Genomic DNA, 24,105 nt, shown 5'->3' with positions numbered 1-24,105 from the left:
TCCTGTCAGCCTGCCGTGATGCCCGCGTCGAGCGAGAGGCAGGCGCCGTGAAAGCCGCGACCGGTGGGGGAAGCGAGCAGCACGACAAGGTCTGCCACGTCCTCCACTTCCACTTGCCCGCGCAGCCCCGAAAAGCGCTTGAGCAGTTCGAAGTCGCACCCTTCGGGCGGGGTGAAGTTGGTCACGATATTGGTGATCATGCCGCCCGGCGCGACTGCGTTGATGCGGATGGATTGCTTCTGGAATTCCATGGCCATGGCCTTGGTCATGCCGACGAGGCCCCACTTGCTGGCGCAATAGGCGGCGGCATAGGCCTCCCCGATGTAGGACGCGCAGGAGGCCACGTTGACCACGGCGCCGTTCACTTCCAGCAGATGCGGGATCGCCGCCTGCGAGAGGAAGAACGGGGCGTTGAGATTGACGTCGATGGTCCGCTCGTACTGCGCCTGCGGCATCTGCGGCGTGTTGGCGAGGTAGATCAGCCCGGCGACATTGCACAGCGCGTCGAGGCGGCCGAATGTCTCGACGGCATGGGCGATGACGGCGTGGCAGGCGGCGGGGTCGGACAGGTCCGCCACTTCGCTGCCCGTCTTGCGCCCATGCGGGGCGAGCAGTTCGGTGGTTTCGGCAAGCCCCGCTTCGTTCACGTCCACCAGCCAGAGATCGCACCCCGCTTCGGCCAGTTTCAGCGCCGTCATGCGGCCAAGGCCGGAGGCGGCGCCGGTGACGACGGCGGCCTTGCCGGTCATGTCCAAGGTCTTGAAGATCACGCTCATGCAGTGGGCTCCATTGCGGCCAGCGCCGCATCGAGGAAGGGATCGGCGGCCTGGGCCAGCGCATTATCGGGCGTGGCGATCGCACCCAGCAGGTCCACGTCCTTGCGCAGCAGCTTGCCGCCATGGGCGAACGCCGAGGGGGCGGGCAGGCGGGCGTAGACTTCGAAGCCGAAGCTGCGACCGCTGGAATGCTTGACCAGATCGGCCAGTGCCGCGCGGTCGATCCCCAGCCCTTCGCCCAATGAGAGCGCCGCGTGAGCAAGGCCCATGTTGGCCGCCATCAGGGCATTGTTGACGATCTTGGCGCGCTGGCCGGAACCGACCGGGCCGAGCAGCACGGTCTTGCCCGCGAAGCTCTCCATCACGGGGAGCGCCCTGGCGAAGGCTTCTTCGCTGCCGCCGCACATGACCGTCAGCGTACCGGCCGCCGCACCTGCACCGCCGCCGCTGACGGGGGCATCGAGCAGGGCGATGCCGTTCGCTTCCGCTGCCGCCGCCAGCCGCTCGCAAGTCTGCGGCAGGATCGTGGAGTGGATGACCAGCACGCTGCCGGGCTTCATCGCAGGGAGAAGCGCCGCGCAGATTTGCTCAACCCCGGCGTCGTCCACCACGCAGATGCCTATGTGTTGGCATCGCGCGCCCAGTTCGGCAACGGAAGCCGCGCGATGGGCGCCCTTGGCGACGAGATCGTCGGTCGCCTCCTGACGCCGCGCCCAGACGGTAAGTTCGTATCCGGCCGCCAGCATCCGCTCCGCCATCGGCCCGCCTTGCGAGCCGAGGCCGATGAAGCCGGTCGCGGTTCCGTTACTTGGCATGCCAGGGGAGCCCTTTCGCGACCTTGTCGATCATCTCCAGCACCACGCCCTGAATGCGCGAGGCCTTGGGCCAGCCGGCGTGGGTGCCGTATTGCAGGCAGAATTCCCGCATCTCCTGCGGCGAGCAGTTACTGCTCGCCATGGCGGCATGGATGTGGCTGCGGATCGGGATTTCCGCTCCGGATTCGCAGACGCCGACCAGCGTGATCCAGCGGCGCGAGGGCTCGTCCAACCCGCGACGGCACCACATCTCTCCGAAGACGAAATTGTTGATTCCTTCCAGATAGGGCGTGGCCGGAGGGCCCGGCGCAAAGGTCATGACTTGCGCGAATTCGTCATGCCCGCGCTGGCTGCGCACGTCGGGATCCCAGGGTTCGGGGCAGATCGCAGGTACTTCGGCCGGAGGCAGGCCGAGTTCGTCCGCCACCCGCGTCACCGCGCGATCCAGCTTGCCGCCATTGCCCCAGCCTGCGTAGACCGCGAGGTGCAGCGCCGCCTCGCGCAGTTCGGCCAGGCTGAGCGTTTCGCTGGTCAGCGCGCCGCGCACGAAATCGTCGATCTGGCGGTCTTCGAGGCCGCAGGTCACGGCGCTGGCGATCGCGACCAGGAAGCGCGGGCGGCGGGGCAGACCCGGCCGCGTCCAGACTTCCGCGAAGACGAAATCGCGCCACGATTCCTCCAGCAGGGTCGCTGGCGGACGGGCCGGGCGAGCCGTGACTTCGGCCTCGGTGGCGAGGCCGCGTGCATTGCGTTCTTGGGGTTGGAGCAGTGCCATCCTCGCTCTCCTCAGTCCTGAAGGTTGACCCAGACGTTGCGGATCTGCTGGAATTCCCGCAGACCCTCGATCCCGCCGAGGCGGCCGTGGCCGGAATGCTTCATGCCGCCGAAGGGCACGCAGGGCGTCATCGCCTCGCCCGATCCGTTGACCTGAACCTGCCCGGCCATCATCTGCCCGGCCACGCGGTGCGCGCGGGTGAGATTGGTGGTGTGGACATAGGCGCCGAGGCCGTAATCGGTGTCGTTGGCCAGCGCGATCGCCTCTTCCTCGCTGTCGAACGGGGTGACGACCAGAACCGGGCCGAACACTTCGTTGCGGGCGATCTCACTTGTCGGCGTTACTCCGGCGAGGACGGTGATGGGGTAGAAGTAGCCTTCGTCGTGATCGCCCTCCATCCGCGCGCCGCCGCAGAGCACTTCGCCGCCTTGCTCGACCCCGCGTCGCACCATGCCGTCGATACGGGCAAGCGCGGCTTCGGAGATTACCGGGCCCATGAAGGTGTCCATCGCGAAGGGATCGCCCACCTTCACATGCGCGGCCATGGCCTTCAGCATCTGGAGATAGGGTTCATAGATAGAGCGCTCCACCAGCAGCCGCGTGCCGTTGACGCAGCCCTGGCCATTGGCGCTGACGGCGCCGGAAAGCCCGCGCTTTGCCGCTGCCTGGAGGTCGGCATCCGCGAACACGACCACAGCCGACTTCCCGCCGAGTTCGAGGCCCACGGGCTTGAGCGTTTCGGCGGCGCTGGCGAGGATCTTCTTCGCGGTTGCGCCGCTGCCGATGAATTCGATCTTGTCGATGCCGGGATGGCTGACCATCGCCGCGCCCACGTCCGGCCCGCCGGTGACAAGGTTGACGACGCCGGCCGGGAAACCGGCTTCGCGGATCGCCTCCATCAGCTTCATCAGCGACCACGGCGCCAGTTCGGGCGCCTTCAGCACCACGCAGTTACCGGCGGCGAGCGCCGGGGCCATGACCATGGTGGCGGCGAACAGCGGCCCGTTCCACGGCACGATCACGCCAAGCGTGCCGTAGGGCTCATAGGTCACATAGTCGTGCGCAGGCCCGCCCCAGGTCGATACCGTGCGACCGTCGATCTTGTCCGCCCAGCCGCCGTAGTAGCGGAACTTCTGCGCGGCATCGAGGCTCATGTGGCCGCCTGCGATCAGAATCGAGCCGTTCTCGGCCGTGAGCAGCGGGCTCATCTCTGCGGCCTTGCTCTCGATCAGCGCGGCGAGACGGAACATCAGGTCGCGCCGCTTGTCGCCGGGCAGGGCGCGCCATGCCGGCTGCGCGGCCCTGGCGGCGGCGACGGCGCGATCGACGTCGGCAGGGCCGGCCAGGCGAATTTCGCGCGTGACGCGGCCGGTGCCGGGATAGATATGGCCCCAGTCGGCGCCGCTGCCGGAGCGCGCCCGCTCGTCGCCGATGACCAGCGAAATCTCGGGGAATGCCGATATGTCGGGATGTTGGAAGCCCATCCTCGTTCCGTTCCTCTCCACTGTCGGCGCTTGTGGCCGCTCGTTTCACAGTGGAAGGTATGGAGCTAAAAACAGGCGGTCAATTGACTTGATCTTGCGTATAGTAGCCGAAATAAAAGGGTAAAACGTCAAAAATAGGCATATAATTGGAGATATGATGGAACGGGCACCGGGACGACGCAGGGGCACCAACCTGGTGGCGCGTACCACCGAGACGCTGCGCGAGCGGATCTTCGCCTGCGACGCCGGTACCTTGCTGGGCGCACTGCACGAACTCGCCCGGGAGCTGGAAGTGGGGATCGTCACCCTTCAGCAGGCGGCGCGGGTGCTGGAGCACGAAGGCCTGCTGGAGGTGCGGCGCGGCCCCGGTGGTGGCTATTACGGCACCCGGCCCGACGAAGCCGCGCTGGAACGCGCGCTCCACTCCTACATGCGAATGAACCCGGCGAGCTACGGGGAGGCGCTAGACATGACCTCGCTGCTGTTCACCGAACTGGCGACGGCAGCGGCCCGATGCACGGACGCTTCGCTGCGGGACAGGCTCGCAGTGCTGGGCGAACGTGCCGCATCCTTCCGCACCATGGCCGAGTTCGGGCCGTTCGAGCTGGAGTTTCAGGAGCTGTTGTTCCAGATGGTCCGCCGCCCCCTGTTCGAGATGCTGACGCGGGTCACCCTGCACTATGCCTCGGCCCGTGCTTCGCCGGTGGTGGAGACTTTCGGGGAAGGCGTGGCGTTCTGGCGGGCTGGGCGGCGGCGGATCATCGCCGCGATCCTGGCCAACGATCCCGATCTCACCCGCTTCGAGGCGAACCGGCAGAACCGCGAGGTGGTGATGGGCAGCCTGCCGGGATAAGGCGGCTCATACATAACGTCTGCGCACCTGCTATTGAGAATGCGATTGACTCGCAACAGAGTGGAAATATATGAGCCGCCCTGAGGGACTAGGGGGTTTCATGTTCAAGTTTTCCGCTTTGCTTTCGAGCGTTGCCATCGCAGCGTTCGCTTTTCCCGCTCATGCCCAGCAGGCCGCGCCGGTCGACCAGACCGCCGGCCCGGACGACATCATCGTCACCGGCGAGAAGAGCGCGCGCACGCTTCAGGAAACGCCGACCAGCATCGCCGTCACCACTTCGGAGAAGATCGAGCGGGAAAACCTGATCACGATCCAGGACGTCTACAATCGCACGGCCAACGTTTCGGAAACCTACGGTGCCTCGGGCTTCACCATTCGCGGCGTGAGCAATAGCGGCGTGGGTGCGGGCGGGCAGGCGGATGCCGCCAGCGTCTATGTGGATGGCGCGCCGATTCCCAAGTGGGCGCTCTACGGCGGTCCCACCGACATGTGGGACGTGCAGCAGGTGGAAGTGCTGCGCGGGCCGCAGTCGACCATCCAGGGGCTCAACGCGCTGGCGGGCGGAATCGTCATCACCAGCAAGAACCCCACTCTGGATCGTTGGACCGGCGATGCACGGGTGCTCTGGACCGAGCATGACGATCGCACCTTCTCGGCCGCCGTGGGCGGCCCGATCGTCCGGGACGAACTCGGCGTACGGCTTTCGGCCGAACGCCGCGCGGATCGCGGGCTGATCAAGAACGTCACGCGCGGCGGCTATGACGACGAGCTCAAGTCGCTGAACCTGCGCGGCAAGGTGCTCTGGACGCCCAGCGCGCTGCCCGGCCTCGAAGCGGTAGCCAGCTACAACCGGGTGCGGCGCGACGGCGGCTATCTCTACGAATATGCGCGCACCGACGTGCCGGACTATTTCAACAACCGCATCTCCACCGGCGACCAGCCCAGCCGCGGCAAGATCGCCAGCGACATCGCCGTGCTCAATCTCAGCTATCCGGTGGCGGAAAACCTGAAGCTGTCGAGCGTCACTTCGTGGAACCGCTCCAAGGTCCACTCGGTGATCGACACCGACGGCACGCCGCAGGATATCCAGGCGATCGACAATCGCTATCTCTACAAGACGCTGACGCAGGAACTGCGCCTCAACTACGAAGGCGAGCGGTTGAGCGGGCTGCTCGGTGCCTGGTATTATCGCCGCACCGGTTCGATCGTCTCGAACAGCCGCATCAACATCGCCACGCCGACTTCCACGATCGCCGGGCTGCTGCAATCCAATGGCTTCAACGCGGCGACGTCGCAGTTCATCGCCAACGCCTATACCGCCCAGCTTCCGGTCATCCCGGTCGCCTATAGCGCGCAGCAGCCCGAAAAGGTCGAGACGATGGCCCTGTTCGGGGATGCCCGTTTCAAGGTGACGGATCGCCTGACCCTGATCGGCGGCTTCCGCTTCGATCACGAGCGCAACCGCTATGCGGCGGAAACGCTGGCAACGTTCAACGGCACCTTGCCGGACGTGAACTTCATGGGCACCGCTTATGCGCCGGTGATCTCGGTCATCAATCAGGGCGTGCTGGGCCTGGTGTCCGACGCATCCTCGCCCTACGCCTCCAACAGCCGCACGTTCAACGCCTTCCTGCCGAAGGCCGGTATCAGCATGGACTGGACGCCGGACATCACCACCGCCCTCACCGTGCAGCGGGCCTATCGCTCGGGCGGGTCGAGCCAGAACCCGGCGCGGGCGGAACTGGTGCCCTATGATCCCGAATATAGCTGGAACTATGAGGGTTCGCTGCGCTCCAAGTGGCTGGATGGCCGCCTGACGCTGAACGCCAATGTGTTCTACATGGAGTGGAAGGACCAGCAGGTCACCGCCTACTTCGGGCTGAACGCCTACGACTACAACACGGTCAATGCGGCGGGTTCGCACCTCTACGGCTTCGAGGTTGAGGCTACCGCAACGGTGGCGCCGGGGATCGACCTCTATGCCTCGGTCGGCCACGTTCGCACCAAGTTCGACGAATTCACCCTGCCGACGGGAGCGACCAGCGCGATCGACCTCCAGGGCACGCAGTTCCCCTATGCCCCGCGCTGGACGCTGGCGGGCGGCGCGAACGCCCGGTTCGGCGGCGGCTTCACCGCGAACGTCAATGCCAACTACCGCACTTCGGTGTTCACCGGCGTCGGTCAGGACCAGGCTCAGTTCAAGGTGGGCGCGCGCACCGTGGTCAACGGCCGGATCGGCTACGAGACCGAGAACTGGTCGATCTTCGGCTTCGTGCGGAACCTCTTCAACGAGGAATACAAGCAATACGAATATGCGGCGATCCACCAGGCGATCCTGGGCGAGCCGCAGACCTTCGGAGTGGGTGCGGGGGTCCACTGGTGATCTACGGGGCAAGCCTTCTGCTCATCGCGGGAGGCGCGCTCGGCGCTTTCCTGCTGCGGCGATCGTGGTTGCGACGCGACGGTTCGGCCCTCGGCTTGATTGCCGGGGGCTGGGTCGTTCTGCTCGGCCTCCTGCTGGCTTCGGCATTCCTGATCGGTCCTGTGAAAGGCACAGCGCTGGCGCTCGCCATGGAAGGGATCGGCGCGTTGCTGGTGATCTGGCTTGGGCGCGTGCGCCGCAAGGCCGGGCGCCTGCGCGAGGTTGACGTCGCTCCGGAGCCGCTGGAAGAGCCCGGCCGGGTCTGGCGCGGGGTGCTCCGTACCCTGCTGGCCGGGCCGCTGGGCATGACCGCCGCGATGGCCGTGGCCTTCTGCCTGACTGTCTACATGCCCGGCGACCCGCGCACGCGCATCGTCGTCGGCGGTCTGCTGATGCCGGTGCTCTGGGGGCTTGCCATGACCTGGACCCTGGCCGACCGCCGCATCCTGCGCGCCACGGTGGTGCTGGTCGGCACCAGCGTGACCGGCTTCGGCCTTGCTTGGCTTGGGGCACATCTGGGAGCCTCGGCATGAGCAATACCCGCAAGAAGCAGTGGCGCTGGCCGATCTCGCCCGAGACGGTGCGCTCGGTGCTCAGCAGCCATTCGATCCTCGGCCTCGCGTTCGCCGCGGTGATCTATCTGGTCTGCGTGACCGGCACGATCGCCGTCTTCGCCCCCGATCTCGAACGCTGGGAAGTGCCCGCCACGCCGGTGGCCCGCAGCCTGAGCGACCAGGCCGCCGCGCGCGCCATCGCCGAGGGCGCCAGGCACACGGCCGGCGATGCGGCGCTCTATCTCAACATGCCGAGCAGCGCGCTGGAGGGCGCCACGCTGGTCGCCTTCAGCCCGACGTTCGAGCGCAAGTGGGCGGTGGCCGAGGATGGCTCGCTGTCCGATCTCGAAGCGGTCTGGACGGAGTTCCTGATCCATCTCCACGTCAACCTCCACCTGCCGCGAAGCTGGGGCGAGTTCATCGTCGGGCTGACCGGCGTGGCGCTGCTGTCCTCGCTGGTTTCCGGTATTCTCGCCCACCCGCGCGTGCTCCGCGACGCCTTCCACCTGCGGCTTGGTGGCTCGCGGCGATTGCAGGAGGCGGACCTGCACAACCGCCTGGGCATCTGGGCGCTGCCGTTCCACTTCACGCTGGCGCTTACCGGCGCGCTGCTGGGGCTGAGCACGATCATCGTCGCGGTCCTGGCCCTGCTGCTCTATCCCGAAGGCGGGATGAAGAAGGTCTACGAGCTGTTCCTCGATGCGCCGCCGCCGGTCGATGCGCGCGCGGTGCCGCTGCCCGACATCGCCGCGCTCATCGCGCAGGCGCGCCGGCAATCCCCGGAAGCCGCGCCGCAGAACGTGGTCGTCGAACGTCCCGGCCGCGCCGACATGCGCGTCGCGGTTCATGGCGCGCGGCCCAGGCTGCTCGTCCAGCAGGATGAAACCCGGTTCGACGCGGCGGGCAAGGCCATCGCGCAGGAACATCCCGAGGACTTCGTTGCCGGAACCCGCATCCTGGGCGGCATCGGCCAGCTTCACTTCGGCTGGTATGGCGGACTGGCGGTGCGGCTTGCCTATGGCCTGCTGGGCATTGCGCTCTGCGTGGTGACCTCCAGCGGCGTGACGATCTGGCTCGCCCGTCGCCGTGACCGGGGCCGACCCGCGCCGCAATGGGAGCGGATCTGGACTGCCGTCTGCTGGGGGCAACCCGCTATTCTCGCGCTGACGGCACTGCTGGCGTGGTTTGTACCCGCAGCCCCGCTTCCGGGCCTATGGCTGGCGCTCACAGTGCTGTCGATCCTGGTCAGCGCCCTAGCGCGCAGCGTGCCGGGCGCCTCGCTCTCCCGGATCTGGCGCTGGGTGCTGGTGGTCATGCTGGTCGCCCTGGCCCTGCTCCACGGCGTGACGGCGCTGCCGAAAGGCGGTTCGCTTCTGGTTGACGGTCTGCTTCTGGCAGGCGCGCTGGGCGTTCTGGCGGTGCAGCTTCGCAACCGTCCCAAGCCCATTCCGGCAAGCTAAAGGGAAAATCACCAGACGAAAATACACCGGGGGCGCCGGGTCGTTGAGGATGTGCCCTGCAGCTGACCTTCCCGAAAACGGGAACGCTCTTTGATGAGCGCCGTTCATGACCTCATACGAATTAACCCAGTGCCTTATCGCGATCTCATGCGTTATTCCTGACTTCCGGACGGAAACTGCCGTCCTGGTGCGAAGGACGGGCAATGAGCGAGACGGCGCAATTCGAGGTATCCAGACGGTCGGTTCTGGCAGGCGGCGCGGCAAGCGTCGGCATAACTGCCATGCCTGCCGTCGCGGAAGGAGCGGCACCCATGACGCAGCAGCCCCCGACGATGGCGGTAAACTTCAAGGTCAATGGAAAGGGGCAGGCGCTCACGCTCGATACGCGTACGACCCTGCTCGACGCTCTGCGCGATCACGTGGGCCTGATGGGAACCAAGAAGGGCTGCGACCATGGGCAGTGCGGCGCCTGCACGGTTCTGGTGAACGGAACACGGATCAATTCCTGCCTGAGCCTGGCCGTCATGCACGAAGGCGATGCGGTGACGACGATCGAGGGGCTGGGCACGCCGGAAGAACTGCACCCGATGCAGGCGGCTTTCGTGAAGCACGACGGTTTCCAGTGCGGCTATTGCACGCCGGGCCAGATCTGCTCGGCCGTTGCGGTGCTGGAGGAGATCAGGGCGGGCATTCCCAGCCATGTCCAGGGCGACGTCGGCGGTGCTCCGGAGATGAGCGTGCTGGAGATGCGCGAGCGGATGAGCGGCAATATCTGCCGCTGCGGCGCCTACTCGAACATCGCCGAGGCCATGGCGGAAGTGGCGGGCGTCCGGATTGCCGAGACCCATGACGCGGAGGTGGAAGCGTGAAGGCCTTCACTTACGAACGCGCGAAGACGCCCGCCGCCGCCGCGGCCGTAGCGGCCCACAAGGGCGCCAAGTTCATTGCCGGGGGCACCAACCTGCTTGACCTGATGAAGCTGGAGATCGAAACGCCGACGCACCTCGTCGACGTGCAGGATCTCGGGCTGGACCGGATCGAGGAGACCGGGGAAGGCGGCCTGCGTATCGGCACGCTCGTCAGCAACACTGCTCTGGCGGCGGATCGACGCGTGCGGCGGGACTATGGCGTGCTTACCCGCGCCATCGTGGCGGGCGCCTCGGGCCAGCTTCGCAACAAGGCGACCACCGGCGGCAACCTGCTCCAGCGCACCCGCTGCCCTTATTTCTACGACACCAACCAGGCCTGCAACAAGCGCAAGCCCGGCTCCGGCTGCGCGGCGATCGGCGGGTTCAGCCGCCAGCTTGGCGTGGTCGGCACCAGCGACGCCTGCATCGCCACCCACCCCAGCGACATGGCGATCGCCCTGCGCGTGCTGGATGCCTCGGTCGAGACGGTCGATGCCGCCGGCAAGACCCGCAGCGTGCCGGTCGGAGAGTTCCACCGCCTTCCGGGCAACACCCCGCATGTGGAGAACGTGCTCCAGCCCGGCGAGCTGATCACGGCGGTCACCCTGCCCAAGCCTCTGGGCGGGCGGCACTTCTATCACAAGGTCCGCGACCGCGCGTCCTATGCCTTTGCGCTGGTGTCCGTCGCGGCGGTGCTGAACAAGGACGGCAGCGGCCGGGTCGCCTTCGGCGGCGTGGCGCCCAGGCCCTGGCGTGTGGAGGCTGCCGATGCGCAACTGCAGAGCGGTGCCGGTGCCGTGGCGAAGACAGCCTTCGCCGATGCGCGTCCCACCCATGAGAATGCCTTCAAGGTCACTCTGGCCGAACGCACGCTGGCGGCCCTTATCGCGGAGAACCGGGCATGAAGTTCGATACGCCTGCGGGCAAGAACCCGATCGACGCGATGAAGGTCATCGGCCAGGCCGTCGATCGCGTGGACGGCAAGCTGAAGACCACCGGCCAGGCGCCCTATGCCTATGAGCATGGCGATGTTCCCGCCAAGCCTGCCTATGGCTATGTGATAGGTGCAGGGATCGCCAAGGGCCGCATCGTCTCGATGAACACGGCCGAGGCGAAGCGGATGCCCGGCGTGCTGGCGGTGGTCAGCGCCGAGAATGCGCAGCCGCTTGGCAAGGGCAGGATGAACACCGCCAAACTGCTGGGCGGTCCGGCCATCGAGCACTATCACCAGGCCGTGGCGGTTGTGGTGGCGGAGAGCTTCGAGCAGGCGCGCAGCGCGGCCAATGCCGTGCGGATCGAATATGCGCGTGCCGATGGCCGCTTCGATCTGGCCAAGGCGAAACCCGGCGCGCAGCCGCTGACCGGAAGCGACGCCGATACCCATACCGGCGATTTCGAAGGCGCTTTCGCCTCGGCGCCGGTGAAGTTCGACCAGACCTACACCACGCCCGACCAGAACCACGCGATGATGGAGCCTTTCGCGACGATCGCCTGGTGGGAAGGCGACGCGCTTTCGGTCTGGACGTCGAACCAGATGATCGCCTGGAACAAGAGAGAGCTGGCGGCCACCTTCAAGATACCGCCGGAGAAGGTCCATGTCCGCTCGCCCTATGTCGGGGGCGGTTTCGGCGGCAAGCTGTTCCTGCGTGCCGACGCGGTGATGGCGGCGCTGGGTGCGAAGGCCTGCGGGAGGCCGGTGAAGATCGCCCTGCCGCGTCCGTTCATGGTCAATAACGCCACCCATCGGCCCGCAACCATCCAGCGCATCCGCATCGGCGCCACGACCGAAGGGCACATTACCGCGATCGGGCATGAAAGCTGGTCGGGCGATCTACCCGGCGGCGGTCCGGAGGCGGCGACGCAGCAGACCAAGCTGCTCTACGCCGGGGCCAATCGCCTCACCGCCATGCGGCTGGCGGAGCTGGACCTTCCCGAGGCCAATGCCATGCGCGCGCCGGGCGAGGCGCCGGGCCTGATGGCGCTGGAGATCGCCATCGACGAGACGGCGGAAAAGCTTGGCATGGATCCGGTGAAGTTCCGCGTGCTCAACGATACCCAGGTCGATCCCGAGCATCCCGAGCGGAAGTTTTCCCAGCGCAATCTGGTGCGCTGCCTGGAAGAGGGCGCGCAGCGCTTCGGCTGGAACCGGCGCAGCGCCAAGCCCGCGCAGACCCGCGAGGGCCGCTGGCTGATCGGCCTCGGCGTGGCCGCGGCGTTCCGCAACAACATCAACATGACCTCGGCCGCACGCGTGCGACTGGCGGCCGACGGCATGGTGACGGTCGAGACGGACATGACCGATATCGGCACTGGCTCCTACACGATCATCGCCCAGACGGCGGCGGAGATGATGGGCCTGCCGGTCGAGAAGGTGCGCGTGAAGCTGGGGGATTCCTCGTTCCCGGCATCGGCGGGCTCGGGCGGCCAGTGGGGCGCCAACAGCTCGACCTCGGGCGTCTACGCGGCCTGTTCCAAGCTGCGCGAGCTGGCCGCGCAGCGTCTGGGCATGGACCCGGCGACGGCGGAATTCGTCGATGGCGAAGTGCGCGCGGGCAATCGCTCGGCCGCGCTGGCGGAAGCGGCGAAGTCCGGCGAGATCGTTGCCGAGGAGACCATGCAGTGGGGCGATCTGGCCAAGACCTTCCAGCAGTCCACCTTCGGTGCGCACTTCGTGGAGGCGGCGGTGGATTCCTACACCGGCGAAACGCGGGTGAGGCGGATGCTGGCGGTCTGCGCGGCCGGGCGTATCCTCAATCCCAAGACCGCGCGCAGCCAGGTGATCGGCGCCATGACCATGGGTGTCGGTGGCGCGCTGATGGAGGAACTCGCGGTCGACAAGCGCTTCGGCTTCTTCGTCAACCATGACCTTGCCGGATACGAAGTGCCGGTGCACGCCGATATTCCGCACCAGGAGGTGGTCTTCCTGGACGAGGCGGACGACAAAGTCTCGCCCATGAAGGCCAAGGGCGTGGGTGAACTCGGCCTTTGTGGCGTGGGCGCGGCGGTCGCCAACGCGGTCTACAACGCCACCGGCGTGCGCGTCCGCGACTATCCGATCACGCTCGACAAGTATCTGGCGAAGCTGCCTGCCATCGCCTGACGCCTAACGGCACGAGCTTGGGCAGGCCCGGAGAGGCACGCTGAAACAGGCTACGTCATCCTGAACTTGTTTCAGGATCCATTCCGCCTCCCGGCTCCGTCTGGGCGTGCTGGGCGATGGATCCTGAAACGAGTTCAGGATGACGGTTGGCCGGAGTGGGGGGGCCGGTTTCACCACCGACACCATTCTGGCCCAGCAGAAGGTCCGCAACCAGCTCCGGCGCTGAAGGGAAATAGAAGTGCATGTAGCTCGCCGTGAGCGGGCCGTGGCGGAAAATCTGCTCGCCCTTGCGCCCGTCCGGCGTCTGGGCGAGCACGATCGGGGGAAGGGTCGTTTCGAGCTGGGAATAGTGGAAAGTGTGGCCGCGCACCGCGTGGCCGTCCAGCACCGCCTCCTGCATGCCAAGCGCGACGAGGCGCTTCTGCATGGTCGCGCGGGCAGGCAGCAGGCCCAGCATCGGCGCGCTGCCGCCCGCCGCATCCGTGAGCCTTTCGCAGGCATAGAGCATACCGCCGCATTCGGCGAGGATCGGTCGGCCTGCCGAGAAATGGGCGCGGATCGCCTCGATCATCGGACGATTGGCGGATAGCGCCGCCAGATGAAGCTCCGGATAGCCGCCGGGCAGCCAGAGTGCGTCGCAGTCCGGCAGAGGGGCGTCCCGCAAGGGCGAGAAGAACGACACTAGCGCCCCCGCGCGTTCCAGGAAGTCCAGGTTGGCGCGGTAGACGAAGGCGAAGGCTTCGTCGCGGGCCACGGCGATGCGTCGCTCCGCCAGTGTGGCAGGCGGCAGCGACGGGGACCGGGCCGGCGGGAAGGAGGCGGGGTCTGGCAGCCACAGGGCACTCTCGGGGATAAGGTCGGCGGCGCGGTCGATGCGGGCTTCGAGGTCCGCGATTTCGCCTGCCTGCACGAGGCCGAGATGGCGTTCGGGCAGGCCCATGGCCTCGTCACGCCGCAGAGCGCCGAGCCATTGCACGCCCGAGCCTTGGGGCATCCCGCGTTCCAGCAATTCGGCGTGGCGGTCGCTGCCGACGCGGTTGGCGAGCACGGCCGCCACCTTCACGTCCTTGCGATAGGTAGCGAGCCCGTGGACGAGCGCGCCGAAGGTCTGCGCCATCGAGGAGCCGTCGAGCACGGCCAGCACCGGCAGCCCGAACAATCGGGCCAGATCGGCCGAGGAAGGCGTGCCGTCGAACAGGCCCATTGCGCCTTCGACCAGGATCAGGTCCGCCTCACTGGCCGCCTCGTGCAACAGCGCGCGGCACTGCTCCTCGCCGCACATGAACAGGTCCAGCTGGTGGACCGGCGCCCCGCTGGCCACTTCGTGGATCATGGGATCGAGGAAGTCCGGGCCGCATTTGAACACGCGCACCCGGCGTCCGGCGCGGACGTGGCGGCGGGCGAGGGCGGCCGTGACTAGGGTCTTGCCCTGCCCCGACGAGGGCGCGGTGACGAGCAGCGCGGGGCAGGCGTTTGCCGGTGCCTCCAGGGATGGAGATGCAGATATCGCTGGGACGGGCAGGCTTGGCAGCGGTTGATTCACAGTTCCCCCTTCGACGCAAACGCTCGTAAGTCGTCACGCGAAGGTGCCCTCTTCCGCAAGAGAGCAGGAACTTCGTCCGCCCGGTACATCCCGCCCGCGCGAAGGATCGACGGCGAAGGGCCGGTTTCCTGACTTCCCGGATCCTCGCGCCTTCCGCCGCCTTCTCGAAGCGGCCGCTTCAATGGCGTGGTGGCGGGGCGCATCCCCGGTTACAGTTGCGGGAGCAGTGCCGGCAGTCACGGATAGCTTCCGTGGTCCGGACTTCCCGATTAAGCCCTTGCGGGCACCCCTTGCGCCGGGTGGACTATGGGACTTCGCGGGCCTGCGCAAGTATCGGCGCGGCCCCCCTCTTGCACGGCGCAGCGCCAGCCGATAGGGGCGCCCCTGCGACAGGTTCCCCGCGAGGGGATCAAAAGGGAACGCGGGTTCAATACCCGGGCTGCCCCTGCAACTGTACGCGGAGAGCCGTGCGGCCATTTCGCCATTGGGGGTGCAAACCCCTGAGAAGGCGGCCGAAACGGCATTGACCCGTGAGCCAGGAGACCTGCCCGTCGCAGTCGTTCTTCGACCGGACAGGGTGAGCCGGCCGAACGGGGCATTTCCTCGCTGAGCGACAGCCACTGCCGTGCCCGCAAGCGGCGCGAAAGGGCCTGTCGTCGTGTCTCGCGACTGCATGTCCTTCGCCTGCCTGTCGAGCGTGGCCGGGTTCGACGCTCGCTTAAAGGATATGCCGTGAACTTCCGAATTTCTGCCGCCAGCACTCTTGTTCTTGCACTGGCTCTCCATCCCATGGTCGCGTCTGCCGAAGAGGCGGCGGAGGCCTCCACTGCCGACCGGATCGTCGTCAGCGCGCTGCGCACCCCGGTCGCGGCCGATCGCGTGGCCGACAGCGTCACCTTGCTGGACGAAGCGCAGATCGTCGCGGCGCAGCCGATCGCGCTTACCGACATGCTGCTGCGCACGCCCGGCATCAGCATTTCGCGCAATGGCGGCTACGGCACCACCACCTCGCTGCGTATCCGGGGTGCCGACGCCGGGCAGTCGGTGATTGTGATCGACGGCATGCGCCTGTCCGACGCGTCCTCGACCGCCGGCGGATATGGCTTCGCGAACATGTTCGTGGACGATGCCGAACGGATCGAGATCCTGCGCGGCCCGCAGTCCATCCTCTGGGGCAGCGATGCCATCGGCGGCGTGGTCAACGTCCGCACCCGCCGCCCGACCGAACCGCTGGAAGGCAGCTTCGCACTGGAAGCCGGAACCCATGACACGGTTTCGGCGCGTGCCGGTGTAGGCGGCACCTCCGAGGCGGTGGACTGGCGCCTCTCCGCCTCGCGCTTCACCACGGACGGCATTTCGGCACGGTCCAACGGCACCGAGGACGACGGCTACCAGCGCAGCGCCGCCAGCGGCACCCTGACCTTCCGGGTCGCGCCGGGCGTGTCGCTCGACGTGCGGGGCTACTGGTCGGATTCGAAGAACGATTTCGATGGCACTTCGGGCGACTCCCTGGCCTATGGCCGGACGGAGGAATGGTCGGGCTATGCCGGGCTCAACTTCACCCTGTTCGGCGGCAGGTTGGCGAACCGGGTGGCGGTGCTTCAGACCGAAACGGACCGCCGGAACTACGACCCCGCCCGCTCGATCCGCCAGATCACCTTCGATGCCCATGGCCGCGTGCGCCGGTTCGAATATCAGGGAACCTACACGTTCTCCGACGCCGTGCAGGCCGTGTTCGGCGCCGAGCGCGAGGAGCAGCGGATGACCACCGCATCGCCTTCGAACAGCGCCACGCCCTATGTGCTGACGCCGGAAAAGGTGGATACGAACAGCGTCTACGGCGAGTTGCGGGTTACGCCCGTGGTGGGCCTCACCGTCAGCGGCGGTGCGCGCTACGACCACCAGTCGCGCTTCGGCGGCAACACGGTGTTCAGCGCGGGCGCGGTCTATACGCCCAACGGCGGCGCCACCGTGCTGCGCGCCAGCTATGACGAGGGCTTCAAGGCCCCGTCGCTCTACCAGTTGTTCAGCATGTATGGCGTGAACGACCTGAACCCGGAAAAGGCCAAGGGCTGGGAAATCGGCGCCGAGCAGGGCTTCGGCGAGGCGTTGCGCCTGTCCGCGACATGGTTCGAGCGCGATACCGACAACCTGATCGACTTCGCCTATTGCCCCACGAGCGGCGCCCTGCCGGATGTGTGTTATGTTCCCGGCACCACCACCTCACGCTTCGGCTACTATGCCAACGTCAAGGCCAGCCATGCGCGCGGGCTGGAACTGGCGGCTTCGGCCAGGTGGGGTGTGCTCTTCGCCGAGGGCAACTACAGCTGGATCGAGGCCGAGGACCGGACGGAGGGCAGCGCCACTTACGGGCGCCAGCTTCAGCGCGTGCCGCGTCACCTGGCCAATGTCGAAGCGGGCGTGGACCTGCCGCAGGGCATGCGGGCAAGCGTCGCCGCGCGCTATTCGGGCGAAAGCTACAACGCCGCGACCGGCACCGCGACGCTCGACGACTACTGGCTGGTGGACTTGCGCGCGCAGTGGCAGGTCAGGGAAGGGCTGATTCTTCAAGGACGTATCGAAAACGTGGGCGATGAGAAGTATGAGACCGTAAGCGGCTACGGCACGCTCGGCCGCACCGTCTATCTGGGCCTGAGGAGCCGCTTCTGATGCTGCGTCCCGTCGAACCCGGTCCATCAGTGGTGGTGTGCAGCACCTGCCGTCACTCGGCGGAAGCGCGCGAGGATGACGAAGGCCGTCGCGGCGGCGTGCTGCTGGCCGAGGCGATGCGCGCGGTGCAGGCGGTCGAGACCACGCTTCAGGGCGTGGCGGTCCAGGAAATGCCCTGCCTGTTCGCCTGCCAGCGCCACTGCACGGTGGCGATCCGCGCGCCGGGCAAGCTCGGTTACGTTCTCGGAGACTTCGCGCCGGACGAGGGCGCGGCCCGCGCGATCCTGGAATATGCCGTGCGCCATGCCGCCAGCGAGCATGGGCAAGTGCCCTATCGCGAGTGGCCGCAGGGCGTGAAAGGCCATTTCATCACCCGGACGCCGCCCGAAGGATTTGTGGGGACATGATCCGCTTCGACGACCGCGCCGCTTTTGCGGCGGCGCTGGCAGACCTGCCCGCGCCGGACGGCGAGGCGGCGGAGGCCGCGCGCAGTCGGCAGGCCAGGCTGACCAAGCCGGCCGGTTCGCTGGGGCGACTGGAGGACATCGCGGTGTTCATGGCCGGGTGGCAGGGGCGCGAGCGACCACGCGCAGAGCTTATCCGCGCCGTCGTTTTCGCCGGCAACCACGGGGTCGCCGCGCGCGGGGTGAGTGCCTACCCGCCCGAAGTCACCGCGCAGATGGTCGCCAATTTCGAGGCGGGCGGAGCAGCGATCAACGCCCTGACCGCTGCCTGCGGTGCAGAGCTTTCCGTGGTGCCGCTCGAACTCGATCGCCCGACCGGCGACATCACCCGAGAGTCCGCCATGAGCGAGGCGGAGTGCCTGGCGGCGCTCAATGCCGGCGCGGCTTCGGTGGCGGCGGGCAGCGACCTGTTGTTCGTGGGCGAGATGGGCATCGGCAACACCACCCCCGCCGCGGCGCTGGCGGCGCGGGTTTTCGGGGGCGAGGTTCGGGAATGGGTGGGACGCGGCACCGGCCTCGATGATGCGGGAATCTTGCGCAAGGCGGAGGCGGTCGCGGTGGCGCTCGCACTGCACGGGACGCATTGCCCGGATGCCTTCGAGACCCTGCGCCGGCTTGGCGGGCGCGAGATCGCGGCCATGGCGGGCGCGGTACTGGCGGCGCGCCATTTGCGTGTGCCGGTCCTGCTCGACGGCTTCATCACATGCGCCGCCATGGCGCCCCTGTTCGCGGACAATGCCGCGTTCCTCGCGCATTGCCTGGCCGCGCATTGTTCGGCCGAGGCTGGACACGCCCGCTTGCTGGACCGCTTCGGGCTGGACCCGCTGCTCCACTTGAGCATGAGACTGGGCGAGGGATCGGGGGCGGCGGTGGCGGCCCAGATCGTGCGCTCGGCGCTGGCGGCTCATGGGGGCATGGCCACTTTCGAGGAAGCCGCCGTGGCGGGAGCTGGAACTGGGGCTGGAAGCGCGTGAGCGGGATTCTCGTCCACCTCATGCGTCACGGCGCGCCGCAGCAGCCGGGACTTCTGCTGGGACATCGCGACGATGCGCCGACGCCTGCGGGCGTGGCCCGCTGCGTCACGCGGGCGATGGGGCTCGCGTTCGACCGGGTGGTGTCCTCCGATCTGCGCCGGTCGAGCATCCCCGCCGCGCAGATCGCGGTCACGCGCCGGCAGAGCCATGACCTGGACCCGCGCTGGCGGGAACTCGATTTCGGCGCGTGGGACGGGCTGGCTCCCCATCAGCTCGACCCTTCCGTGCAGGCGCGGTTCTGGGACGATCCGGAGACTTTCGCGCCGCCGGGCGGCGAGCGCTGGTCGCATCTCTGCGCGCGGGTCGGCGATGCGCTTACCCAGATCGATCGCGCCAGCCTGATCGTTACCCATGGCGGCGCCATGCGCGCTGCGCTGTCGGTGCTGTTCGGGTTCGACCACCGGCAGGTCTGGGCTTTCGAACTGCCTTACGGCGCTTTCGTCAGCCTGCGCGTCTGGCCCGGCGATGGGCTGCCCGCCGCGCAGATCATCACGCTCGACAGTGGAAAGCCGGCATGAGGCGGCTGGTGCTGGCCCTCCAGTTCCTGACCCGCCTGCCGCTGCCGACGGTTCGTGCCGAGCCGGAGGATTTCGCGAAATCCATGCGCTGGTTCCCGGTCGCGGGACTGGCGGTCGGTGCGGCCGTCGCCGGTGCCTGGTGGCTGGGACGGCAGAGCGGCGACCCATGGATCGCGGCGCTGCTGGGGCTTCTGGCCTGGGCGGCGATAACCGGAGCGCTGCATCTCGACGGCCTTGGCGACGTGGCGGACGGCGCCGGCGCGGCGCACAAGGCCATGAACGACGACACCCGGCGGGCGCGGCTCTCGGCAGTCATGGCCGATCCGCACCTCGGCAGTTTCGCGGTGGTGGCGATCGGCATGCAACTTCTGGCCAAGCTGGTGCTGCTTCACGGTCTCGCTCCGGATCAGGGGTGGGCGTTGCTGCTCGTGGCACCGCTGGCGCGCATCGCGCCCCTGGCGTGGACCCTGGCGCTACCGTCGCTTCATGAGGGACTGGGTAGCCGATTTCGCAAGGCGGTGACCTGGTGGCATGTCGGTCTCTGGGTCGTGCTTGGGGGGGCGGTAAGCCTGCTCGTCGCGCCGCCGCTGCTGGCCGCGATCGTGGCAATACCTGCCTGGGGCTGGTGGCTGCACCGCAGGATCGGCGGCATTTCGGGAGACGGCCACGGTGCCGGGATCGAAGTGGTCGAAACGCTGCTGCTGCTTGCCCTCGTGGCCGCGCGATGAGCGGCGCTTTCGTTTTCCACGGCGGCCGGGTGAGCGAGGCGGCGCAGGTCTACGGCGGTGCTCCGGAGGACTGGCTGGATCTCTCGACCGGCCTCAACCCCCGGCCATGGCCCGCCACCGGAACGATCGACTGGACGGCCTTGCCCGACCCCGAGGCGCTGGCGCGGCTCGAAGCCGCAGCCGCGCGGCATTTCGGCGTTGCACCGGAACTGTGCTGCGCGGTGCCGGGAAGCGAGACCGCGCTGCGCCTGCTGGCCAAGGCGCTGGACCTGCCGGGACGTTCGCTGGTGCCCGGCTATCGCACCCACCGGGAAGCATTCTTCCCCTCCCGACCGGCGCGGTTCGGTGAGCAGCCCGGGACGAAGGAAGTCTTCGTCTTCGCCAACCCCAACAACCCGGACGGCGTGCTGCGCGATCCGGAGGCGGTGATCGAATGGGCCGAGCGGATCGACCGTTCCGGAAGCTTCCTGATCGTCGACGAGGCCTTCGCTGATTGTCACCCCGAGTCCAGCGTCGCCCATGCGGTCGCGCCGGGGCTGCGGATGATCGTCCTGCGTTCGTTCGGCAAGTTCTTCGGTCTGGCCGGTTTGCGGCTGGGCTTCGTGCTGGGGCCGCCCGCACTCATGCTGCTGCTGCGGCAGATGCTGGGAAGCTGGCCGGTCCACGCCGCCGCGCTTTCGCTGGGAACCGCCGCCTATGAGGACAGCGCGTGGATCGCCCGGACGCGGGCCGAACTGCCGACCCGCGCCGAAGCGCTGGATGCCGTGTTGCGCCGCCATGGTCTGATGGCCGAGGGCAGTTGCCCGCTGTTCCGGCTGGTCACCGGCTGCGATGACCAGGCATTGTTCGAGCGGCTCGCCGGCAAACGGATACTCGTGCGTCCCTTTTCCGAGCACCCGGGCTGGGTACGCTTCGGAGTGCCCGCCGATCCCGCCGCGCTCGCACGTCTGGACGATGCGCTGGGGCGCGTAGCCGGATGATCGCGCCGGTCGCCTTCGTCGCCATGGCGCTGGAAGGCGTGCTCGGCTGGCCGGGACGGCTCTATGACGCGATCGGGCATCCCGTCGGGCTCTTCGCGAAGGCGATTTCCGGCTGCGAGCGCAAGCTCAACCGCCCGGACTGGTCGGACATGGCACGGCGCATCGCCGGGCTTGGCGCGATGCTGGGCCTGATCGGCGCCGTGCTGGCGGGCATGGGGCTGGCGGTCTGGCTGGTGCGCGGATCGGCGGGGGAATGGGCATGGCTGCTGCTGGCGGTGCTGGCATGGCCCGCGCTAGCCGCGCGCAGCCTCGACGACCACGTCAGCCCGGTGCTGGCGGCGCTGGAGGCGGGCGACCTTGCGCGGGCGCGCCATGCCGTGGGCATGATCGTGGGCCGCGATACCGCCGCGCTGGACGAGGCGGGCGTGGCCGGGGCCGCCATCGAGAGCCTGGCCGAAAGCTTTTGCGACGGCGTGGCGGCGCCGCTGTTCTGGCTGCTCCTGGGCGGTGTTCCCGGAGCCTGGGGCTACAAGGCGATCAATACGGCGGACAGCCTGATCGGCCACCCGGAGGAGCCGCTGCGCGCCTATGGCTGGGCGGCGGCACGAATCGACGATCTGGCGAACCTGATGCCCGCGCGACTGGCGGGCGTGTTGCTTTGTCTTGCTGGTGGCGGCTGGCGGGTGATGATGCGCGACCATGGGCGACACGGCTCGCCCAATGCCGGTTGGCCCGAAGCGGCGATGGCAGGCGCGCTGGGCGTGCGGTTGGCCGGTCCGATCGTCTACGACGGAGTCCTTGCCTCCAAGCCGTGGATCGGGGAGGAGGGCCGTTCGGCGGGAACGGCGGACTTGCGGCGGGCGCGGGCGATCTATCGCCGGGCCTGCCTCTTGCTCTGGTTTGGCGCGCTGGGAGTGGAGGCGGGAGTGGCATGGCTGGCTTGATGTTGCAGGGGACCGGCTCGGACGTCGGCAAGTCCGTGCTGGTGGCGGGGTTGTGCCGCGCCCTCTCCAATCGCGGTCTCAGCGTGCTGCCGTTCAAGCCGCAGAACATGTCGAACAACGCCGCCGTCACGCCCGAGGGCGGAGAGATCGGCCGGGCGCAGGCCTTGCAGGCGCTGGCGGCGCGGGTGCCGCTCCACGTCGACATGAACCCGGTGCTGCTGAAGCCGCAGGCGGACCGCACCTCGCAACTCGTGGTTCACGGCGAAGTGCGCGGCACGCTGGGCAGCGCCAACTTCCGGGAGGCCCGCCGAACACTGCTGCCCGAAGTCATGGCCAGTTATCGGCGGCTGGAGGCGCGCTGCGACCTGGTGGTGGTGGAAGGCGCGGGCTCGCCTGCCGAGATCAACCTGCGCGCCGGGGACATCGCCAACATGGGCTTCGCGCGCGAGGCCGGAGTGCCGGTGGTGCTGGTGGGCGATATCGACCGGGGCGGGGTGATCGCCGCCGTGGCGGGAACGCGGGCCGTGATCGATCCCGAGGACGCGGCAATGATCCGGGGCTTCCTCATCAACAAGTTCCGGGGCGATCCGGCGCTTTTCATGGATGGCTATGCGGCGATCGAGCGGCTTTCCGGCTGGCGGGGCTATGGCGTCATGCCGTGGACCCCTGCGGTGGGACGCCTGCCGAGCGAGGACGCGGTCGTGCTCGAACGCGGGCTGGGTGGCGGTTCTGGCAAGCTGCTCGTGGCCTGCCCGATCCTGCCGCGCATCGCCAACTTCGACGATCTCGATCCGTTCCGGCAGGAATCGGGCGTGGAGGTGGCGATGCTCCCGCCGGGTACGCCGATCCCGGCGGAAGCGGCGCTGGTCGTGCTGCCGGGTTCCAAGGCGACCATGGCGGACATGGCCTTCCTGCGCACCGAAGGCTGGGACATCGATGTGCTGGCGCATCATCGGCGCGGCGGCATGATCCTGGGTATCTGCGGCGGCTACCAGATGCTGGGGCGCTCGATCGCCGATCCGCTGGGTATCGAGGGCGCGCCGGGGGAGATCGCGGGGCTCGGCCTGCTCGACGTGACGACCGTGCTGGGAGATCGCAAGGCCCTGCGAGAGGTTTCGGGCGTGGCGATGGGAGCGGAAATGGCCGGCTACGAGATGCACATGGGCGTTACCGAGCGGGGTGACGCCGCACCTTTCGCCATGCTGGGCGGTCGGCCGGACGGTGCGATCGACGCCTCCGGGCGGATCATGGGGACATATTGCCACGGCCTGCTCGCCTCGACCGGGCTGCGCGCCGAACTGCTGGCGCGGCTGGGCGGAACCAGCGACGGGCTTGATCATCACGCCGGGGTGGATGCCGCGCTGGACGAACTGGCCGTAGAGATGGAGCGCCATCTCGACATCGATGGCTTGCTGGCCCTCACGGAGTATCGCGCATGACCTGCACTCTGGTTCTCGGCGGTGCCCGCTCGGGGAAGAGCCGCCATGCGCAGGCGCTTGCGGAAGCGGTGCCGGGGCGGCTGGTCTATATCGCCACGGCGCAGGCGCTGGACGATGAGATGGAAGCGCGGATCGCCCGTCACCGGGAGGACCGTGGGCCGCGTTGGTCGACACGGGAGGCGCCGGTCGAACTTGCCGAGGCGATCGAGCGCGCGGCCGAGGAGGCGGACGCGGTATTGGTCGATTGCCTGACGCTCTGGCTTTCCAACCTGATGATGGCGGACGCGGCGTTGCAGCCTCGCTTCGATGGGCTTTGCCGCGCGATTGCCGCCTGTCCGAAGCCGCTCGTGCTGGTCGCCAATGAAGTGGGGCTGGGGATCGTCCCCGATACGTCGCTGGGGCGCCGGTTCCGCGACGAGGCGGGGCGGCTCAACCAGCAGGTCGCGGCGACGGTGACGCACGCGGTGTTCGTCGCGGCGGGATTGCCGCTGACCTTGAAGTAAGGCGGCAAGAAAAAAGCCGCTCCGGGTGAGGGAGCGGCTTGTCTTCGTCATCCCGGACTTGATCCGGGATCGCTGTCGGTCTTGAGGCGCCAGCCATCGAGCGAGGCGCGGCTCTTAGAGCGAGGCGCGGCTGGG

At 68.0% G+C, this 24,105-nt stretch carries 21 protein-coding genes and 2 riboswitches; of the genes, 16 read left to right on the top strand and 5 right to left on the bottom strand.

Annotated elements, in window-relative coordinates; genetic code table 11:
• Positions 1-5: 5 nt before the first annotated feature.
• Genes ACI3K3_RS19505 through ACI3K3_RS19490 form a run of 4 tightly spaced genes read right to left on the bottom strand, consistent with a single transcriptional unit; the run spans position 6 to position 3,850 of the window.
• Complete coding sequence (locus ACI3K3_RS19505) at positions 6-776, bottom strand: SDR family NAD(P)-dependent oxidoreductase (RefSeq protein ID WP_404916682.1); 771 nt, start codon at positions 774-776, stop codon at positions 6-8.
• Entirely contained in the window at positions 773-1,591 is an 819-nt protein-coding gene (locus tag ACI3K3_RS19500) for an NAD(P)-dependent oxidoreductase (RefSeq protein WP_404916680.1), read from the bottom strand. Before ACI3K3_RS19500 ends, ACI3K3_RS19505 begins: the two co-directional genes overlap by 4 nt.
• The gene (locus tag ACI3K3_RS19495) at positions 1,581-2,366 is read right to left on the bottom strand and encodes a carboxymuconolactone decarboxylase family protein (protein WP_404916678.1); all 786 of its coding nucleotides are present in this window, start codon (positions 2,364-2,366) and stop codon (positions 1,581-1,583) included. The genes ACI3K3_RS19500 and ACI3K3_RS19495 overlap by 11 nt, the downstream gene beginning before the upstream one ends.
• Before the next feature lie 11 nt (positions 2,367-2,377).
• Positions 2,378-3,850, bottom strand: a complete 1,473-nt coding sequence (locus ACI3K3_RS19490) for an aldehyde dehydrogenase family protein (RefSeq protein ID WP_404916676.1) — start codon at positions 3,848-3,850, stop codon at positions 2,378-2,380.
• 157 nt (positions 3,851-4,007) lie between these two features.
• Here ACI3K3_RS19490 and ACI3K3_RS19485 point away from each other — a divergent pair, with 157 nt between their 5' ends.
• The 7 genes from ACI3K3_RS19485 (at position 4,008) to paoC (ending at position 13,147) form a co-directional block, all read left to right on the top strand.
• Positions 4,008-4,703: a transcriptional regulator gene (locus ACI3K3_RS19485; RefSeq protein WP_404916674.1), complete on the top strand. Its 696-nt coding sequence runs from the start codon at positions 4,008-4,010 to the stop codon at positions 4,701-4,703.
• 100 nt (positions 4,704-4,803) lie between these two features.
• The gene (locus ACI3K3_RS19480; RefSeq protein WP_404916672.1) at positions 4,804-7,086 is read left to right on the top strand and encodes a TonB-dependent receptor; all 2,283 of its coding nucleotides are present in this window, start codon (positions 4,804-4,806) and stop codon (positions 7,084-7,086) included.
• Positions 7,080-7,658 (top strand): hypothetical protein, encoded by a 579-nt coding sequence (locus ACI3K3_RS19475; protein WP_404916714.1) that lies wholly within the window; start codon positions 7,080-7,082, stop codon positions 7,656-7,658. Before ACI3K3_RS19480 ends, ACI3K3_RS19475 begins: the two co-directional genes overlap by 7 nt.
• The gene (locus ACI3K3_RS19470) at positions 7,655-9,139 is read left to right on the top strand and encodes a PepSY domain-containing protein (RefSeq protein ID WP_404916670.1); all 1,485 of its coding nucleotides are present in this window, start codon (positions 7,655-7,657) and stop codon (positions 9,137-9,139) included. Before ACI3K3_RS19475 ends, ACI3K3_RS19470 begins: the two co-directional genes overlap by 4 nt.
• Before the next feature lie 203 nt (positions 9,140-9,342).
• The gene (paoA, locus tag ACI3K3_RS19465; protein ID WP_404916668.1) at positions 9,343-10,008 is read left to right on the top strand and encodes an aldehyde dehydrogenase iron-sulfur subunit PaoA; all 666 of its coding nucleotides are present in this window, start codon (positions 9,343-9,345) and stop codon (positions 10,006-10,008) included.
• Positions 10,005-10,952, top strand: coding sequence for an FAD binding domain-containing protein (locus tag ACI3K3_RS19460; protein WP_404916666.1), 948 nt, complete (start codon positions 10,005-10,007; stop codon positions 10,950-10,952). Before paoA ends, ACI3K3_RS19460 begins: the two co-directional genes overlap by 4 nt.
• On the top strand, positions 10,949-13,147 hold the full coding sequence (paoC, locus tag ACI3K3_RS19455; RefSeq protein ID WP_404916664.1) for an aldehyde oxidoreductase molybdenum-binding subunit PaoC: 2,199 nt from the start codon (positions 10,949-10,951) through the stop codon (positions 13,145-13,147). The genes ACI3K3_RS19460 and paoC overlap by 4 nt, the downstream gene beginning before the upstream one ends.
• 55 nt (positions 13,148-13,202) lie before the next feature.
• On the opposite strand, the gene ACI3K3_RS19450 is transcribed toward paoC, so the two are convergent.
• The gene (locus ACI3K3_RS19450) at positions 13,203-14,690 is read right to left on the bottom strand and encodes a cobyrinate a,c-diamide synthase (RefSeq protein ID WP_404916662.1); all 1,488 of its coding nucleotides are present in this window, start codon (positions 14,688-14,690) and stop codon (positions 13,203-13,205) included.
• Positions 14,691-14,790: 100 nt separating this feature from the next.
• Positions 14,791-14,996: riboswitch (cobalamin riboswitch) on the bottom strand.
• Positions 14,997-15,064: 68 nt separating this feature from the next.
• Positions 15,065-15,257, top strand: a riboswitch (cobalamin riboswitch).
• A gap of 222 nt (positions 15,258-15,479) precedes the next feature.
• On the opposite strand from ACI3K3_RS19450, the gene ACI3K3_RS19445 reads away from it, so the two are divergent.
• Genes ACI3K3_RS19445 through cobU form a run of 9 tightly spaced genes read left to right on the top strand, consistent with a single transcriptional unit; the run spans position 15,480 to position 23,970 of the window.
• A complete protein-coding gene (locus ACI3K3_RS19445) occupies positions 15,480-17,360 on the top strand; it encodes a TonB-dependent receptor plug domain-containing protein (RefSeq protein ID WP_404916712.1) in 1,881 nt (626 codons plus the stop codon).
• On the top strand, positions 17,360-17,767 hold the full coding sequence (locus ACI3K3_RS19440) for a DUF1636 domain-containing protein (RefSeq protein ID WP_404916660.1): 408 nt from the start codon (positions 17,360-17,362) through the stop codon (positions 17,765-17,767). Before ACI3K3_RS19445 ends, ACI3K3_RS19440 begins: the two co-directional genes overlap by 1 nt.
• Positions 17,764-18,798, top strand: a complete 1,035-nt coding sequence (cobT, locus tag ACI3K3_RS19435; RefSeq protein ID WP_404916658.1) for a nicotinate-nucleotide--dimethylbenzimidazole phosphoribosyltransferase — start codon at positions 17,764-17,766, stop codon at positions 18,796-18,798. Before ACI3K3_RS19440 ends, cobT begins: the two co-directional genes overlap by 4 nt.
• Positions 18,795-19,376 carry a histidine phosphatase family protein gene (locus ACI3K3_RS19430; protein WP_404916656.1) on the top strand — a complete coding sequence of 194 codons (582 nt, stop codon included), beginning with the start codon at positions 18,795-18,797 and terminating at the stop codon, positions 19,374-19,376. Before cobT ends, ACI3K3_RS19430 begins: the two co-directional genes overlap by 4 nt.
• Positions 19,373-20,104, top strand: coding sequence for an adenosylcobinamide-GDP ribazoletransferase (locus tag ACI3K3_RS19425; RefSeq protein WP_404916654.1), 732 nt, complete (start codon positions 19,373-19,375; stop codon positions 20,102-20,104). Before ACI3K3_RS19430 ends, ACI3K3_RS19425 begins: the two co-directional genes overlap by 4 nt.
• Complete coding sequence (locus ACI3K3_RS19420) at positions 20,101-21,084, top strand: threonine-phosphate decarboxylase (RefSeq protein WP_404916652.1); 984 nt, start codon at positions 20,101-20,103, stop codon at positions 21,082-21,084. The genes ACI3K3_RS19425 and ACI3K3_RS19420 overlap by 4 nt, the downstream gene beginning before the upstream one ends.
• Complete coding sequence (cbiB, locus tag ACI3K3_RS19415; RefSeq protein ID WP_404916650.1) at positions 21,081-22,028, top strand: adenosylcobinamide-phosphate synthase CbiB; 948 nt, start codon at positions 21,081-21,083, stop codon at positions 22,026-22,028. The genes ACI3K3_RS19420 and cbiB overlap by 4 nt, the downstream gene beginning before the upstream one ends.
• Positions 22,016-23,467, top strand: a complete 1,452-nt coding sequence (locus tag ACI3K3_RS19410) for a cobyric acid synthase (RefSeq protein WP_404916648.1) — start codon at positions 22,016-22,018, stop codon at positions 23,465-23,467. The genes cbiB and ACI3K3_RS19410 overlap by 13 nt, the downstream gene beginning before the upstream one ends.
• Positions 23,464-23,970 carry a bifunctional adenosylcobinamide kinase/adenosylcobinamide-phosphate guanylyltransferase gene (gene cobU / locus ACI3K3_RS19405; RefSeq protein WP_404916646.1) on the top strand — a complete coding sequence of 169 codons (507 nt, stop codon included), beginning with the start codon at positions 23,464-23,466 and terminating at the stop codon, positions 23,968-23,970. The genes ACI3K3_RS19410 and cobU overlap by 4 nt, the downstream gene beginning before the upstream one ends.
• Positions 23,971-24,105: the final 135 nt, after the last annotated feature.

This window comes from Novosphingobium sp. ZW T3_23 (genome assembly GCF_044987305.1).
In the GTDB taxonomy this organism is placed as follows: domain Bacteria; phylum Pseudomonadota; class Alphaproteobacteria; order Sphingomonadales; family Sphingomonadaceae; genus Novosphingobium.
The sequence above is the reverse complement of the archived record's forward strand: the minus strand, read 5'-3'. Positions and strand labels throughout refer to the sequence as shown.